13 protein-coding genes and 1 pseudogene are annotated in these 13,552 nt (G+C 52.1%); 6 read left to right on the top strand and 8 right to left on the bottom strand.

Translation table 11 applies throughout. The features are described from left to right. Nucleotides 1-2: 2 nt before the first annotated feature. From KIH26_RS00950 to KIH26_RS00940, 3 genes are read right to left on the bottom strand one after another with little or no spacing between them, the layout of a single operon-like run. Nucleotides 3-1,508: an ammonium transporter gene (locus KIH26_RS00950; RefSeq protein ID WP_213441563.1), complete on the bottom strand. Its 1,506-nt coding sequence runs from the start codon at nt 1,506-1,508 to the stop codon at nt 3-5. 19 nt (nt 1,509-1,527) lie between these two features. Next, nucleotides 1,528-1,866, bottom strand: a complete 339-nt coding sequence (gene glnK / locus KIH26_RS00945; protein ID WP_193676267.1) for a P-II family nitrogen regulator — start codon at nt 1,864-1,866, stop codon at nt 1,528-1,530. Nucleotides 1,867-1,895: 29 nt separating this feature from the next. Further along, a complete protein-coding gene (locus KIH26_RS00940) occupies nt 1,896-2,669 on the bottom strand; it encodes a TorF family putative porin (RefSeq protein WP_213441561.1) in 774 nt (257 codons plus the stop codon). 238 nt (nt 2,670-2,907) lie between these two features. Here KIH26_RS00940 and KIH26_RS00935 point away from each other — a divergent pair. Together KIH26_RS00935 and KIH26_RS00930 are read left to right on the top strand one after the other, a co-directional pair. Beyond that, a pseudogene (locus KIH26_RS00935) lies at nt 2,908-3,141 on the top strand (magnesium chelatase domain-containing protein); the annotation flags it as partial. Nucleotides 3,142-3,230: 89 nt separating this feature from the next. Continuing rightward, nucleotides 3,231-5,060 (top strand): hypothetical protein, encoded by a 1,830-nt coding sequence (locus tag KIH26_RS00930; RefSeq protein WP_213441559.1) that lies wholly within the window; start codon nt 3,231-3,233, stop codon nt 5,058-5,060. Nucleotides 5,061-5,074: 14 nt separating this feature from the next. Here the strand turns inward: KIH26_RS00930 and KIH26_RS00925 are convergent, their stop codons facing one another. From KIH26_RS00925 to KIH26_RS00905, 5 genes are all read right to left on the bottom strand, one after another. Beyond that, on the bottom strand, nt 5,075-6,274 hold the full coding sequence (locus tag KIH26_RS00925; protein ID WP_249661046.1) for a TniQ family protein: 1,200 nt from the start codon (nt 6,272-6,274) through the stop codon (nt 5,075-5,077). A 135-nt stretch (nt 6,275-6,409) separates the two neighbouring features. Beyond that, nucleotides 6,410-6,865, bottom strand: coding sequence for a toll/interleukin-1 receptor domain-containing protein (locus KIH26_RS00920; RefSeq protein ID WP_213441555.1), 456 nt, complete (start codon nt 6,863-6,865; stop codon nt 6,410-6,412). Nucleotides 6,866-6,900: 35 nt separating this feature from the next. Continuing rightward, entirely contained in the window at nt 6,901-7,881 is a 981-nt protein-coding gene (locus KIH26_RS00915) for a caspase family protein (RefSeq protein ID WP_213441553.1), read from the bottom strand. Between the two features lie 9 nt (nt 7,882-7,890). Continuing rightward, a complete protein-coding gene (locus tag KIH26_RS00910; RefSeq protein WP_213441551.1) occupies nt 7,891-8,283 on the bottom strand; it encodes a TIR domain-containing protein in 393 nt (130 codons plus the stop codon). An 86-nt stretch (nt 8,284-8,369) separates the two neighbouring features. After that, nucleotides 8,370-8,831, bottom strand: a complete 462-nt coding sequence (locus KIH26_RS00905; protein ID WP_213441549.1) for a hypothetical protein — start codon at nt 8,829-8,831, stop codon at nt 8,370-8,372. A 229-nt stretch (nt 8,832-9,060) separates the two neighbouring features. On the opposite strand from KIH26_RS00905, the gene KIH26_RS00900 reads away from it, so the two are divergent. The 4 genes from KIH26_RS00900 to imuA are packed head-to-tail and all read left to right on the top strand — an operon-like array spanning nt 9,061 to nt 12,641. Continuing rightward, nucleotides 9,061-9,579, top strand: a complete 519-nt coding sequence (locus tag KIH26_RS00900; RefSeq protein WP_213441547.1) for a thermonuclease family protein — start codon at nt 9,061-9,063, stop codon at nt 9,577-9,579. Between the two features lie 50 nt (nt 9,580-9,629). Further along, on the top strand, nt 9,630-10,352 hold the full coding sequence (locus KIH26_RS00895; protein WP_213441545.1) for a hypothetical protein: 723 nt from the start codon (nt 9,630-9,632) through the stop codon (nt 10,350-10,352). Between the two features lie 32 nt (nt 10,353-10,384). Further along, nucleotides 10,385-11,617 carry an esterase/lipase family protein gene (locus KIH26_RS00890; protein WP_349627831.1) on the top strand — a complete coding sequence of 411 codons (1,233 nt, stop codon included), beginning with the start codon at nt 10,385-10,387 and terminating at the stop codon, nt 11,615-11,617. 31 nt (nt 11,618-11,648) lie between these two features. After that, nucleotides 11,649-12,641, top strand: a complete 993-nt coding sequence (gene imuA, locus KIH26_RS00885; RefSeq protein ID WP_213441541.1) for a translesion DNA synthesis-associated protein ImuA — start codon at nt 11,649-11,651, stop codon at nt 12,639-12,641. The last annotated feature ends 911 nt before the right edge of the window (nt 12,642-13,552 follow it).

Genomic DNA, 13,552 nt, shown 5'->3' with positions numbered 1-13,552 from the left:
GATCAACGGTTATAAGCCGTCTCGCCGTGGCTGGAAATATCCAAGCCTTCGCGCTCTTCTTCTTCGCTCACGCGCAGGCCGATCACGAGATCAACGAGCTTGAATGCGATGAAGGCAACAACAGCTGACCACACCACGGTGACGAGTACGCCTTGCAACTGAATCCACACTTGGCCGCCAATGCTGTAGCCTTCGCCGACCTTGTTAGCCACGTAGTCATACACGCCTGTGCCGCCCAGCGATGGTGCTGCGAACACACCCGTGAGCAATGCGCCGACGATACCGCCCACGCCGTGCACGCCGAACACATCGAGCGAATCATCTGCGCCAAGCATGCGCTTGAGGCCATTGACGCCCCACAAGCAAGCAAAGCCAGAGATCAAGCCAATGATGATCGCGCCCATCGGGCCGACGAAACCACAAGCTGGCGTGATGGCAACCAAGCCAGCCACTGCACCAGAAGCTGCGCCGAGCATCGATGCCTTGCCTTTGGAGAGCGCTTCGCCCAAGATCCAAGCCAACGCTGCAGCAGCGGTAGCCACCAAGGTGTTGAGGAAGGCAAGTGCTGTCAAGCCGTTAGCTTCGAGGTTGGAGCCAGCGTTAAAGCCAAACCAACCGAACCAGAGCATCGCTGCGCCCACCATGGTGAGCGTCAGGCTATGAGGCGCCATGGCTTCTTTGCCGTAACCAATGCGCTTGCCAATCACATACGCACCGACCAAACCAGCAACTGCGGCGTTGATGTGAACAACCGTGCCGCCTGCGAAATCAAGCGCGCCCTTGGTCCACAAGATGCCAGCAGCAGCTTGCACTTTTTCCAGCGAAGCGGCATCGGTGATCGCATCTGGGCCAGCCCAGTACCACACCATGTGTGCGATGGGGATGTAGGAGAAGGTGAACCACAGCACGCTGAATGCGATCACAGCGGAGAACTTGATACGCTCAGCAAATGCGCCTACGATCAATGCGCAAGTGATCGCCGCGAAAGTTGCTTGGAAGGCCACGAAGCTCAGCTCAGGAATCACAACGCCTTTGGAGAAGGTGGCAGCCACAGATTCTGGCGTGATGCCCTTCAGGAAAAGCTTGTCAAAGCCACCGAAGAATTTGCCATCACCGCCAAAGGTCAATGTGTAGCCATAAATCGCCCAGAGCACATAGATGAGTGCGCTCACAACGAAGACTTGCATCAACACAGAGAGCATATTCTTGCTGCGCACCAAGCCGCCGTAGAATAATGCGAGGCCAGGAATCGTCATGAAGATCACGAGTGCGGTGGCAATCGTCATCCATGCGGTATCGCCCTTGTTGGGCGTGGGAGCAGCTGTAGCAGGCGCAGCGGCTGGGGCTGCTGCAGTGGCCGCGGCTGGAGCAGCCGCCGCTTCCGCAGGCTTGGCTTCAGATGCAGCAGCAGCGGCAGGAGCTGCCGTCGTCGCCGTTTGAGCCACAGCGAAGCTGCCGCCCACAACTAAGGCAAAGCCCAGTGCAATTGAGGTTAGAAATTTCTTCATAGTGTTCTCTTCTTATGAATTACAGGGCTTCCTTGCCGGTCTCGCCGGTGCGGATACGCACCACCTGCTCGAGGTCGTACACAAAAATCTTGCCATCGCCAATCTTGCCGGTGCGCGCTGCGCCTTCCACAGCTTCAATCACGCGCTCAACGAGATCGTCAGACACAGCGGCCTCAATCTTGACCTTGGGCAAGAAATCCACCACATATTCCGCGCCGCGATACAGCTCGGTGTGACCCTTTTGACGACCAAAGCCCTTGACTTCGGTCACGGTGATGCCCTGCACGCCCATGCCAGACAGCGCTTCACGCACTTCGTCCAGCTTGAACGGTTTGATGATGGCGGTGACAAGTTTCATGTGTTCTCCTTGTGGCTACTGGTTGGCGATCAGAAGCTGTATTTCGCGCCGACAACGAGCGTGCCATTACCAATAAACTTGCCATTGGCGTCTGTGTAAAACGCCTTCTTGGCATTGGTGCCAATGGCCGCAGCTGTAAGCGAGAAACCATTGCCCATGTCTTTCGCAACCGTCAACGAGTAGTCTGTGTAGTCGAAATTGCTGTTGTTTTTTACTTTCTGCACGCCAACATGGGGCGTCAAAGTAAATCCGTTACCCAAATCGAATGCGGCGCTCAGGTCGAAATAATCACTGCCGGAGCTGTTGAGGAATCCCAAGAAAGTGCCCGTGCTACGGCTGTACTTGGCAGTCACCATCTTGTAGGTGAGTGCGCCATAAAATTCTGTTGTGTTTGCATTGGTCACCGCACCGGCGCCAGGTGTGCCTGCTGCGCCAGAGTTATTGCCTGGATATTGATAAGCAATCAGGCCCACATCAAAGCCGAGATCTTTTGCGATTTCGCCTTTGTAGCCGCCATACAGATCAATCTCTAGGCTGCCTTTTGTAGCGCCATTGAAATCTTTGATCCACTTGACATTGGAGCCCCAAACGCCTGCATAAAAGCCGCTTTTGTGCGCGAAATCCAGACCGCCCTGAATGGCAGGCTTTTTAGAGGTTTGAGAGATGCCGCGAAAGCGATAGTCGGTTACTGCACCCGCATTGAAGCTCAGTGTGTAATCTGGCTCTGGTGCCTTGGCTTGGGCGAACGCGCCGACGGCTGCGACAGACAGCAAAGTTGCGATTGAGATATGAGAGAGTTTCATGTTATTCCTTTGAAGGGCTAATGGGATGTGATGAAGATGCACAGATCGTGCCAATTTGTTCACACTTACTTAGCCTAGGAACGTGTTTTCTTGCATATGGACTAGACGACGCAAGCTTGGCTGGCTAAAATATGTTTATAAATACAGTTTTTTGAATTTGCTTAATTTTGACGACTCATCAATTTCCAGTGTCTAGCCCATCGCCTCAACAAAAATGCACCATATCAGGGATTAATTCATGTCAGGCTTTTCTTTGGTGCATTCACGGGCTTTGATGGGGCTACGCGCTTTATCGGTGCAGGTAGAGGTGCATTTAGCCAATGGGCTACCGAGTTTTACTTTGGTGGGGCTGGCAGATACCGAGGTGAAAGAAGCGCGTGAACGTGTGCGCTCAGCCATTGCTAACTCCGGCCTGGAGTTCCCGAGCAACAAACGCATCACGGTGAATCTCGCGCCAGCTGATATCCCCAAAGTGTGAACACCAACGCTATTTGAGAAATTTCACCACTCCATGTGAAAAAGCCAGAGGTTTTTGAGAAAATCAATCGCATTTAGAACATATTGTCTGAATACGACTTGAGCAAAAAATCAGAAACCTCATTGACGCTGACAGACATCCCAGAAGGCAGTTGGCAGATAAATTGGTATGGCAGGCTTGTCAAAGTGCCTCAGGCGCACAAGACAGCCTTCATCATGGCGTATCTACGCGAGGTTCACATCGACGCAGAGGGGAATATCAGCAGGTGGGGCGACAGGACCATCAACCGCCCTATCCCGATCACTAACCTGCCAGCACTTCCGCCAGCCACAGTCATTAATAGACTAGGCATCATCCGCGGGCAACCGTTGAACAACAAAGCCAAGTTGGATGATGTGGTGCTCAACTTCAATCGGCTTGGTTGTTGGCTTGTGCCACGCAGCGTATTCGCGCAGAAGGACGTCAAGCTTCCTCGATCCATGGCATCTAAGGTTAGTGCCGACGCAGAATATGAAGGCTACCTACTGGTTGTGCCATCAGAAAAGCCCGGCGATCTCCCGCATGTTTTCACCTGTGCAACCATTTTTCAATTCTTCTGGGCGGTATCGAGCAAGTGGGCTCAGATGATGGTCAATGGTCGATTCTTAGACTTGGATCGGTATGTGTTCAGCCACCATCGATCATTCCTTAGCGGCGATAAAAAAATGGCGCTCATTTGGTTAAGACAGTGGATGGATGACGACGATGCCCGCTTTATCGCCACCATCGCATTCAGTGACTATGCCCAAGAAGCTGGGATGGACATCTTTCGTCACCTAGCAGTCAGTCCAGAGAATGAGCAACGCTGTCTACGCGCCTTACCGCCCTACGAAGGTGCAATACCCATGGCCGTGCTGCGCCAAAAGATCAAAGCAAACAACAATCAAGCCTATTGGTTTGTGCACTCAATCGAGAGCTGCAGCTACAAACATCCCACTCTGGAGTCTGTTAAGTTTGATCGCGACAATGACGGCCGGATCGAAGATCTGCTATCGGCGATAGAAGAGAAATTGCCCATGGATCGCTCGCCCTCACACGTGACCGAATACGATGATGCGCCGGAGGAGGAGACACCAACGCAACTAAGCGATGACCCCCACAAGCTTGAATCAGCCCTGTCCATACGGCTGCAACTGCCCGAGCGACTTCCCTTCTTGAACCACATACTCGCTGACAAGCTACCGCAAACGGAAACGAAGTACCGTAACGAGGCCAGCATCCTCAAGCGCGATGAAGCATGGCAAGGACTGGTATCCACCTTAGTTGATGGATCAAGCGCAGCAAACCTTGCACCACAAGGCTACCTCACATCATTGAGAGAGCATGAAAAAAATCTTGAGGAAGCTGCCGAGTCAATCATGGGCGACGTATTCGCCCTCACCCAGAAACTCTTGTTGCTAAGCAACACCGAACTCAAAATCAAAGGCAAGCAATACAGATTAGAAACCGCTGCAGTGATTGGCGGGAAACCGTCTCGCCAAGCTCCATTCTTCCTAATTCCACCGGCCACGGATGGAAAGAGATGGGCGTGGCGTTACAGGGATCGAGAGAAACGGTTTCTAAAACGAGCGGTCTGCCTGCGCGTATCGCTCACTGATTCGAGTACCGGCCACACTGTCGTCCGCTACATCTTGGATATTGAAGAACGAGAAGGGCAAAATCAAAACAAAATGCTGCTGGTCTGGAGTGATGATGACCAAGCTTTCTCCCGCGAAGAGGCTCAAGTGCGACATATCATCGATGCAATTGCGCACGCGCGAACTACAAGTTTGCCAGAGCCGAAAGTGGGTGGCCTGAACCACCGCGCAAGAAAACACCCGCATGGCGACTTGAGAACCTTTTGGCAAGACATGCTGGAACCAGGCAACCGGTAGCAACCGCTCCTGCACTAGCCGATTGAAGTGCCATGCACCCCGAGTGCTGGCTCTACTGAAGCAAGGGCATTCATTCTCCGCACAAACGCCGACACTCTGACGTTGCAATGTGCGGCCATATTGAGAGCCTTACACACTGTGCCAACACGCGCTTCACCATCGCGCATTCGCACATAGTTGATGGTGTGCTCAATCTCCTTGTCCGTTGGCACGTAGAACGCGAGATTGCGCGATGAATACACCGGCTCCCAAAGCCAGTAGGGCACCGATTGCATTCTTGCTCCCCGGCAAAACTGAAACAGCTTGCTAGAACTCAGTCCACATGCCTGCATGTCTCGAATGAATGCCTCTGGCCAGCCTTGAAAGTATTTTGTGGTGTGCTTGAGCAAAGCCAAGCGCCGCGACGCATCGTGTGCATCGATACCCTTGTAACGCTTCGCCTGCCGAGGCTTATAGCCATAGACGGCATCGACAGACATTCCCTCAGAACGCTTAGGCTCATCCCAAAACGACCAGAGCATCCACAAACCATCAAAGAACAAAGTTGACCTGATTTGTTGGTTTCCTAAGCCGAACAATCCCGACTGCAGCGCATTCAAAATACGGCTCTGCATTTCCGCTAGCTCAGGCTCATAAACCGCTGGCGCTTTCATGAGCCTGAAATCAGCGCGGCACTGCCAGCATAAAGTCACTCCATTGCTGTTTTGAGGCGTAAACAAATGCAAGTCGGACTTGTGGCACATGACATCAGCGCCGCAGACTTGGCAGTGATTCACCAACAAGCAGGAGTGCCTTGGACACATACATTGAAGTGAGAGCCGCCAAGTTCTGCGCAAATAGGGAATCTCGTCTTCTTGAAGGCACTGCGGGCAAAGCTGCTGACCCGCTGCAGTTTCATAGGCGCGATCTCGAAGAGGACGCACCCATTTGATAGCACCCCTAGCCGAAACCCCACACCACAATACATCGGTGTACGCCGATAGAGTCGTCTGAAGAACCTGCGACACCGGTAGCCTTGCGACTTCAGCGATGCGGGACATCACCAAATCGTTACCTCCTCGGTCGATGTCGCCCTGATATCTCCACCCAGTGTCGCGGCCCAGAATTCTGTAAGCCAAGCTGTGTACCTTGGCTCCATGTGCGTGCGCCAAGCGGACGAACCAAGAGCCGAACAACTCATCGGGCAGAGGGCCTAGACGGACAGGTAAGTGCATTCTTTCTAAGGTCGAGAAATCCACTACACCTTCCAGAATAAAGCCAAACTAACGTTTGAGCACTTGAGGTGATAACTACAAGTCCAGTAAAGCGGCTCGGCTAGCTCCAAGCGCCACCACTTATTTGGCCAAACACTACATATTTTGCTTACCACCATAAAACTTGGCAACGGTTATTTCAAGCGCATGCGCCAAGTCACGGTAGTGCTCAGAACTGTCACTAACTCCAAATGCAAGCGATCGCGGAGCGGACGAATGATATAAAGTGACTAGGCGTTTCTGCTCTGCCATACCTAACTCTTGCTCTTGCCACGACAAATGTCTCTGAGGTCGGCCGTTCATAACCAGCATTAGCTGCATTACGGTTTCGAAAAAGATCACATAGTCGCAAGAACTCATCGCATTACTAAGATGATTCGCAAGTAGCAAGTTGTTAGATTGCGTAGAACCTTGCTCTGGGACGAATAAATTCTCTTGGTCAATCCAGCATGAAAAGCCCTGACTCTTGGCCAATTCGAAAAGCGCTTTAGCTTCACTTTTGTATTGAGCCCATCTATAACTTATAAAAAAGTGATGCTGTCTTTCTTTCACTGTAACCTCCAAAGCAATGAAGTCGAATCCACCCGCTAAATACGTCCCTTTTCTCGCAGGCGGCGATAGTGCTCCCCTAAAACAGTAAGGCGACAAGCCTTGCTACCCATCGCTGCATGCCACATATGTGGAGCATCTACAGGCACAACCAACCCCACACGGTTATATTTCTGAAGGATCGCAAACTTAGCGGTGTTTAAGGGATCAGGCGGCGGTATTGAAGCCTCTCCTGCTTGTCGCTCTGGTTCAAACGTAGGATCAAGTGGAAAATCCTGTCCGTGAACTGGGAAGAATTCAGTAATTCTCTGTAGTTCCGTCAGAGCTATAGGAGGTTGCACTCGACGCAGGGAGACAAAATTCTGGACATTTGTCTTAAAGACAGGGCGCTGATCCCAAGGCCCTAGTGATTGATCGATATGAGCATAGATGCTGCCTGGTGTAACTTCACCGACAAGATTACCAGCGGCTCCACTGAGTGCATCAACCAAAAGCGTTGTGAACACACCCGCACCGTTTTGCTCGTTTGCATATTGAGAGGCTGTTGATGCCGTAAGGATAGTCGTTCCTTCTTTTACTTCCGCAAAATCAGATGCTATTAACGATGCTCCTGCGCTGCCCGAGTGGCAGCTATCAAGAATAATGATACGGTTTCTGGCCTTAGACTGATTGGCAAAAGTTAAAACATCACTCAGGGAAAGGCCATCGTTACCGGAACTTGTATCGCTCGCCAGCAGATAACCACCCGTGCTTTCGACGTGACCATGACCAGCAAAATAGAACAGGGCGGTTTCAAAATTACCAGAACCATCGAAGAGGTCTTGAAGCCTTGCCCTCAGTGTCGCTCGATTAACCAAGTCTGTGGGCCCGGTCCCAGTTAAGAGAACAGTACTGAAATTAACCGTGCCGTCACTGTTTCGCTCAAGAATAGCTCGTACCGCATGTGCATCGTCGACACATCCATATAAAGAACTAACCGAGCAGTAGTAGTTGATACCAACAATAAGAGCTTTGCGCATACTTGCTTTCTATCGAGCACCGCCGATGAGTGCCTTGAGGTTGTCCCATGTCCACTTGTACAACTTATCTGTTGTTGATGCACCTCTAGGTTTGGTGCACGTCTTATCAGGGTATGCTGCAAGTAAAAAGTAAGGAATTCTTTTTTCTTGAGCTATCTCCAGCTCTGCTGCAACACCTGTTGCTGTGTGGGTTTTCTCGCCACACAGGACTATCACAACATCCACGTTATCCATCCGTCGTCTCACTTTTTCTTTCCAATCGCCGGTGAGATGCTCCTTCACCGAAGAGTCTTTGAAATCAAATGGACTGTCGTCGTTTTTTGCTTGACCAATCAGCATAGCTTTTACACCCGCATCATTGTCGTAATCGAAACTAACAAATGCACGTTTTTTAGTCGTCATAACTTTCCCTTAAGTTGAAAAAATCCATATGAGTAAACGTTGTAGCGGGTCAGCCTCAGCCCAGTGTTCATGAAAAAGTACAAGTGCTACTTCCTGCCTCGGCTACGGGTATGCGGTCGTACATATGTCCCATCTTTGCGGTAGTAGCCCTGCACGTTTACCGGGCCGCAATAACCTGTAACGCATGGAGCATTCGAACTCGATCCACTACCGCCTGCTGTCGAACCGCCTGTTGGAGCGATGGTTTCGCCACGCACCAAGCGCATGTAGATATCGCTTAGCTTGAGCCGAGCGGTGCGCTCTTCAATCGCTTTGGCTTCCACTGCTGCGGACAATTCATCCATCGCTTGAAGGTAAGTATTGACTCTGTAATCGGTACTACTGGCCAAGCGCGGATCTGCATTGACGGCACTGCGAAGGCAATCGCACATCTCAAGGAAGCCAGCAAAACGCTGCTCGCATCCCTGTTGGTAAGACCGCACCGTTGCGGCACAACCCACCATCAACAACATTAAAGCTATCAACGTAGCCCTGAGCGCTGATTGCATGAAATTCCTCCAAAAGTTAACCAATTGTTTCTACAATCAGGTTATCTCAAATGCGTAAGCATGTCTAGTGGATAGGCAAATGGCTCTGTAGTACAAAAAGGCCGCCGGCCTAGCCACCTCCTTGAGTTCTACCCAGAACTGTGTAGAAGCGTGTGAAAAAGAAGTGCCAACTCGTTATAAGCATGCTTATAACGACACGAATGAACTCCCAAACTGCCAAAGATCGTCCATGCTGAACAAAAATCGCCTTAATCTATACCGCAATGTGGCCTGCGCTTCGGCTCTCTTTTGGGCAGTTAGTAGCCAAGCTGAGAACCTGCAAGGGCGCGTCGTTGCAATAGCTGATGGCGACACGGTAACTGTGCTCGATGCCCAGAAAGTACAGCACAAAATCAGACTAGGTGGCATTGATGCGCCAGAAAAGAAACAGGCGTTTGGCGATCGAAGCAAAGAAACCTTGTCAGACTGCGCGTTTGGCAGAGACGTAGTTGTTGATTGGGACAAGGTAGATCGCTACGAACGAAAGGTCGGCAAAATTCTCGTTGCTGGAGTCGATTGCAACCTACGCCAAATCAAACTAGGCATGGCTTGGCACTATAAGAAGTATGCCAACGAGCAATCGCAAGCCGATCGGGCTGCCTATGCTGCTGCCGAGGATGTAGCCCGTGGAGCAAGAACAGGATTGTGGAGCAATGCGGCGCCTGTCGCGCCTTGGGACTTTAGAGCTGCTAGCAAATCGGGGCAGTAGTGTTACGTATGCTCAAACTATCTGAGAAAAGTTCATACCAGTGAGGTCTTATGTCCGAGAATTTAGATGCATCAAAAGAAGCCTTGAAAACCATCGCCACAGCCGGTTTAATTGCAAAGTACGGCGAAGGCAAGGGCCAAATATATTCACAAGTGCTGTTTGGTGGTTATGGCCTTCGCGGGCTAATTGGAGATGCAGAGCTTGTAGCAAAGGGACTAACTGATGATCCTAATGACGTTGCCAAGAACTTCACGCAGGAGGCCGCAACGTCTTTGGCTCTAGATTTGGGGTCTCAAGCGATTGCTGTTCTTTCTGCAAAATTGGGCATTGGCAGCGAGGTTTTTTTGGGTGTGGTCGGCGCCTTTCTTACTGCCACAGCACCTTCAAAAATAGGCGACCAAGAGTTACCACCAGGCATGAAGAAGCCTGTGGACAAAGGACAACCTCATCCGAAAGCTGGAGCCGACGACGAGCCCAAGAAAGCTAAAGATAAGCCTGCGCCAAATCCTCACAACACGCCACAACCTGACCCCGCTCCGCCGAGCGTTCCTGAAGAACCAACACCCGCTCCGAATCCGCACAATGAGCCCAAGCCTGATTACGGCCCACCGAAATTACCGAAAGAGCCACCACCTGCGCCAAATCCGCATAACAAACCAAAGCCTACCCCTGCTCCACCAAGCGCACCAAAAGAGCCACCGCCTGCGCCAAGTCCGCATAACAAAGCAACGCCTACCCCGGCTCCACCAACTGTTGAGTTTCCAAAAGGCTAGTACGCATCGTTTGCCAAGAAGCGCGAATACCAATGGAGAGATCAGTTGCTACTAGACTGCATTGTGTTCTGGTACATGGCACATTTGCGAATGACGCCACATGGGTTGATTCAGATTCACCTTTGGCCAAGTCCTTGCTTCGGTTAGAGCCAGGCGCAGTCAGTCTCTCAAATTTCAGATGGACAGGCGCTAACACTCATGCTGCTAGGGTACAGGCTGCTAATGATCTAGCAGAGCACCTTGAAACATTGGTGTCGGAAGACCCTGATTCTCGGGTACTGCTTGTTGGACATAGCCATGGCGGCAACATCATTCTTAGAGCAGCACACGCCATACCCGACCATTTGCGTGCTGGCGTGGTTTGTTTGGCCTCGCCATTTTTTCACGTGAGGTTGCGTTCTACTGCTCCAATTTTTTGGATGTTGTCGGGCGCACTGATTGCAATTTTTGCTACTTTCAGTGGATTCGTGATGGCGAACCTTGCTCGGCTGCTTGAGTATTTACCCCTTACATGGCTAGGCCAAGTGATTGATTGGTTCCCATCTTTTCCTTCTTCTGTTTCGTCCATCGGGCGCGTTACATCATCTTTCGGCGGGGCGGTCGCAGCGATCTTCATGACATTAGCCATCATGTTTGTTGTTGGAGTATCAAGAATCGGTGCGAAATATGCTGGTCAGCAAATAGCAAGCAGCCGATGGGAAGCTCTGCAACCAACATCAATCAGAACGCTGTGTATGTGGCTTGCTCCTGATGAGGCTTATTGGGGACTCAATGCAGCCAGAACGATGGTTGAGTGGGCCCATCACGTTGTTTTCGTGGCAACGCGTTATGGGCTGCCGGCCGTCACTGTTATCGCGGCGGTCGGTACTTTTTGGTTTGGTTGGTCTCGTGGTATGGATGGTGCTGCAAATAGCGCAGAAGCTCGTGCCATAGCTGGTGCTATGCCCGCTATGCAGTTAGGCGGGCTAGCAATGTTGCTTGTACCTCTATTGCTCATTGGCTTCGCCGCATTGCTGTCAGTTATTCGTGTCATAGCTACAGGCACATATCGCTTCTCTGACTTTGCGTGGCTGGACATCCAAACCCAGCGTTTGCCGCAAATTAATACTTCTCTCATCACAGCTCGTCCTTTGCCACTGAATAGCGGTGGATTTCTAGACAACGTGAGAGCAGCCATTCCTTTTTTAAGCGGCCCTATATTCCATAGTCGGCTGTACAACGATCCACGCGCATTTGAAGAAATCTTTGATTGGTACTCCAGTTGAATACTGTTGTAATATACAGTATATTAAGGGCATGTCTGCCCTCGCCACCTCTGATCTTTCAAGCCTGTTTCAAGGAAACAAGATTTGGCACGCACGCGAGTTGTTAGGAACGACAACCGCCTCATCGAAGGGCTTATCGACAGGTTCCGAGGCGCTGGACTCGGCTTTACCAGCCGGTGGCTGGCCAGAGGGTCAACTCACCGAATTGATCTGCGCACAAGGCTCGAGCGGTGAATGGTCGCTGATCTTGCCCGGTTTACTGTCAACTCTGACACCAAAACCAACCAAACGCTCACCAAAGCTCGTTCTTATCAATCCACCGTTCGAGCCCTATCTGCTTGCTTGGGGCATAGCAGGAATATCACCGGGCGATGTGTTGCGTGTGGACTCCAGTGCTCACGCACAAGCCCAGCAGCGCGCTTGTTGGGCTGCGGAGCAGGCGTTGCATTGCTCAGAAGTTGCTGCTGTCATCGCTTGGTTGCCTCGCGCTCCAACAGAGGCTTTGCGCCGCCTTCAACTAGCTGCTAGTCAATCCCAAGTGCTGCTGTTTGTCGTGCGCCCGCTCACTGCCCGCGAGCATAGCTCACCAGCTTCACTGCGCATGGTGCTCACTCGCTTGGATGCCTTGCACGCTGAGGTAGAAATCCTCAAGTGCCGTGGCAGTGCTGGCCAAGTGACTGTCCAAATTGATTTACTTTCCCCCTCCTTTCGTGCTTTGCTGCAAGCACGCAAGCGACGCTCTCAAACAGCGCCGTCTATATCTACAACATCGCAGACATCCCCCGTGTTTCGGATGACCCCGCGCTCGCAGGTAATTGGGCTATTGCCCGATCACTTGCTCTTTGGCAATGAGCGCGCCGCAGAAGGGCCAGCAATGAGCGTGAAGGCGCATCATGGCTTGGATTGCACTCCTACCGTCCTACCTCCCCTTATCCACATCCCCAAGATCAACTCACCCCAACCCGCCAGCAATATCCCCGAGCGAGCCCTCAAGCGAGCAGCCCGCCACGCCCGTAGTCGTTAGCTCAACAGCAGAGCTGGCACATTGGGCATTGCAGTTCACGCCGCATGTGACCTGCGTTCACGCCAGCCTGCGCGAGCGTGCTTGGGATGCCGTGCTGATGGAAACGGCTGCGAGCCTACGCTTGTGGGGTGGCTTGAAGCGCTTGCTTGAACTTCTGCGAACACAAGGAAAGGAGCTGGGGGTAGATCAGCTTGCTACTGGCTCGACTGGCCTAGTGGCGCTGGCCAGACTGTATTCACGGCAGGGCGGTCAGCCTGCGCGGCAGATGGATGACTTACCACTTCACACACTCGTGGCGGCATGGCCGCATCTGGATACTTTGTCTCAAATGGGCTGCAATTCTTGGGGGCAGCTATCAGTCATGCCGCGCGGCGGGATCACGCGTCGCTTTGGCTCTGGTTTGCTCGATGCATTGGATAAGGCTTATGGGCGCAAGCCAGAGACCTACACATGGCTGACCGTGCCTGAAGTATTCTCCGTTCAGCATGAGTTGTTGGCCAATGTCGAAAACGCCCAGGGCTTATTGTTTACAGCTTCACGCCAGCTCAAGCTTCTACAAGCGTGGCTGCGCGCTCGGCATCAAGGTATTGTGGCTTGTCAGTTCACTTGGTTGCTCGATATCCGGCGTAACGCGCCACCGCAAGGTGAATTCATTTTGCAGACGGCGCAGCCTACGCAAGACATCAAGCATTTGGAGCGCTTGCTCGCTGAGCATCTGGATCGCATCGAGCTGCCGGCACCTACCCACACTTTGCTGCTGCGCTCGCTGCGCTGCGAGCCGTTGCCAGAGGTCACGACCAGCTTGTTGCCTGACGAGCAGGTACATGGCGAGCCTTTGCATTACTTCATTGAGCGCGTGGCCAGCAAGCTAGGCGCAGATGCGATTCGTCGCCCGGTACTGAGAGCCGATC

The sequence above is a fragment of the Variovorax sp. PCZ-1 genome (assembly GCF_018413605.1).
Lineage (GTDB): Bacteria > Pseudomonadota > Gammaproteobacteria > Burkholderiales > Burkholderiaceae_C > JANMDU01.
The sequence above is the reverse complement of the archived record's forward strand: the minus strand, read 5'-3'. Positions and strand labels throughout refer to the sequence as shown.

What these genes read in the sequence shown, in the direction of transcription:
- KIH26_RS00950 (WP_213441563.1), bottom strand. Translation starts at nt 1,508, where the DNA reads ATGAAGAAATTTCTAACCTCAATTGCACTGGGCTTTGCCTTAGTTGTG.
- glnK (WP_193676267.1), bottom strand. Translation starts at nt 1,866, where the DNA reads ATGAAACTTGTCACCGCCATCATCAAACCGTTCAAGCTGGACGAAGTG.
- KIH26_RS00940 (WP_213441561.1), bottom strand. Translation starts at nt 2,669, where the DNA reads ATGAAACTCTCTCATATCTCAATCGCAACTTTGCTGTCTGTCGCAGCC.
- KIH26_RS00925 (WP_249661046.1), bottom strand. Translation starts at nt 6,274, where the DNA reads ATGCACTTACCTGTCCGTCTAGGCCCTCTGCCCGATGAGTTGTTCGGC.
- KIH26_RS00915 (WP_213441553.1), bottom strand. Translation starts at nt 7,881, where the DNA reads ATGCGCAAAGCTCTTATTGTTGGTATCAACTACTACTGCTCGGTTAGT.
- KIH26_RS00910 (WP_213441551.1), bottom strand. Translation starts at nt 8,283, where the DNA reads ATGACGACTAAAAAACGTGCATTTGTTAGTTTCGATTACGACAATGAT.
- KIH26_RS00905 (WP_213441549.1), bottom strand. Translation starts at nt 8,831, where the DNA reads ATGCAATCAGCGCTCAGGGCTACGTTGATAGCTTTAATGTTGTTGATG.
- KIH26_RS00900 (WP_213441547.1), top strand. Translation starts at nt 9,061, where the DNA reads ATGCTGAACAAAAATCGCCTTAATCTATACCGCAATGTGGCCTGCGCT.
- KIH26_RS00895 (WP_213441545.1), top strand. Translation starts at nt 9,630, where the DNA reads ATGTCCGAGAATTTAGATGCATCAAAAGAAGCCTTGAAAACCATCGCC.
- KIH26_RS00890 (WP_349627831.1), top strand. Translation starts at nt 10,385, where the DNA reads ATGGAGAGATCAGTTGCTACTAGACTGCATTGTGTTCTGGTACATGGC.
- imuA (WP_213441541.1), top strand. Translation starts at nt 11,649, where the DNA reads ATGTCTGCCCTCGCCACCTCTGATCTTTCAAGCCTGTTTCAAGGAAAC.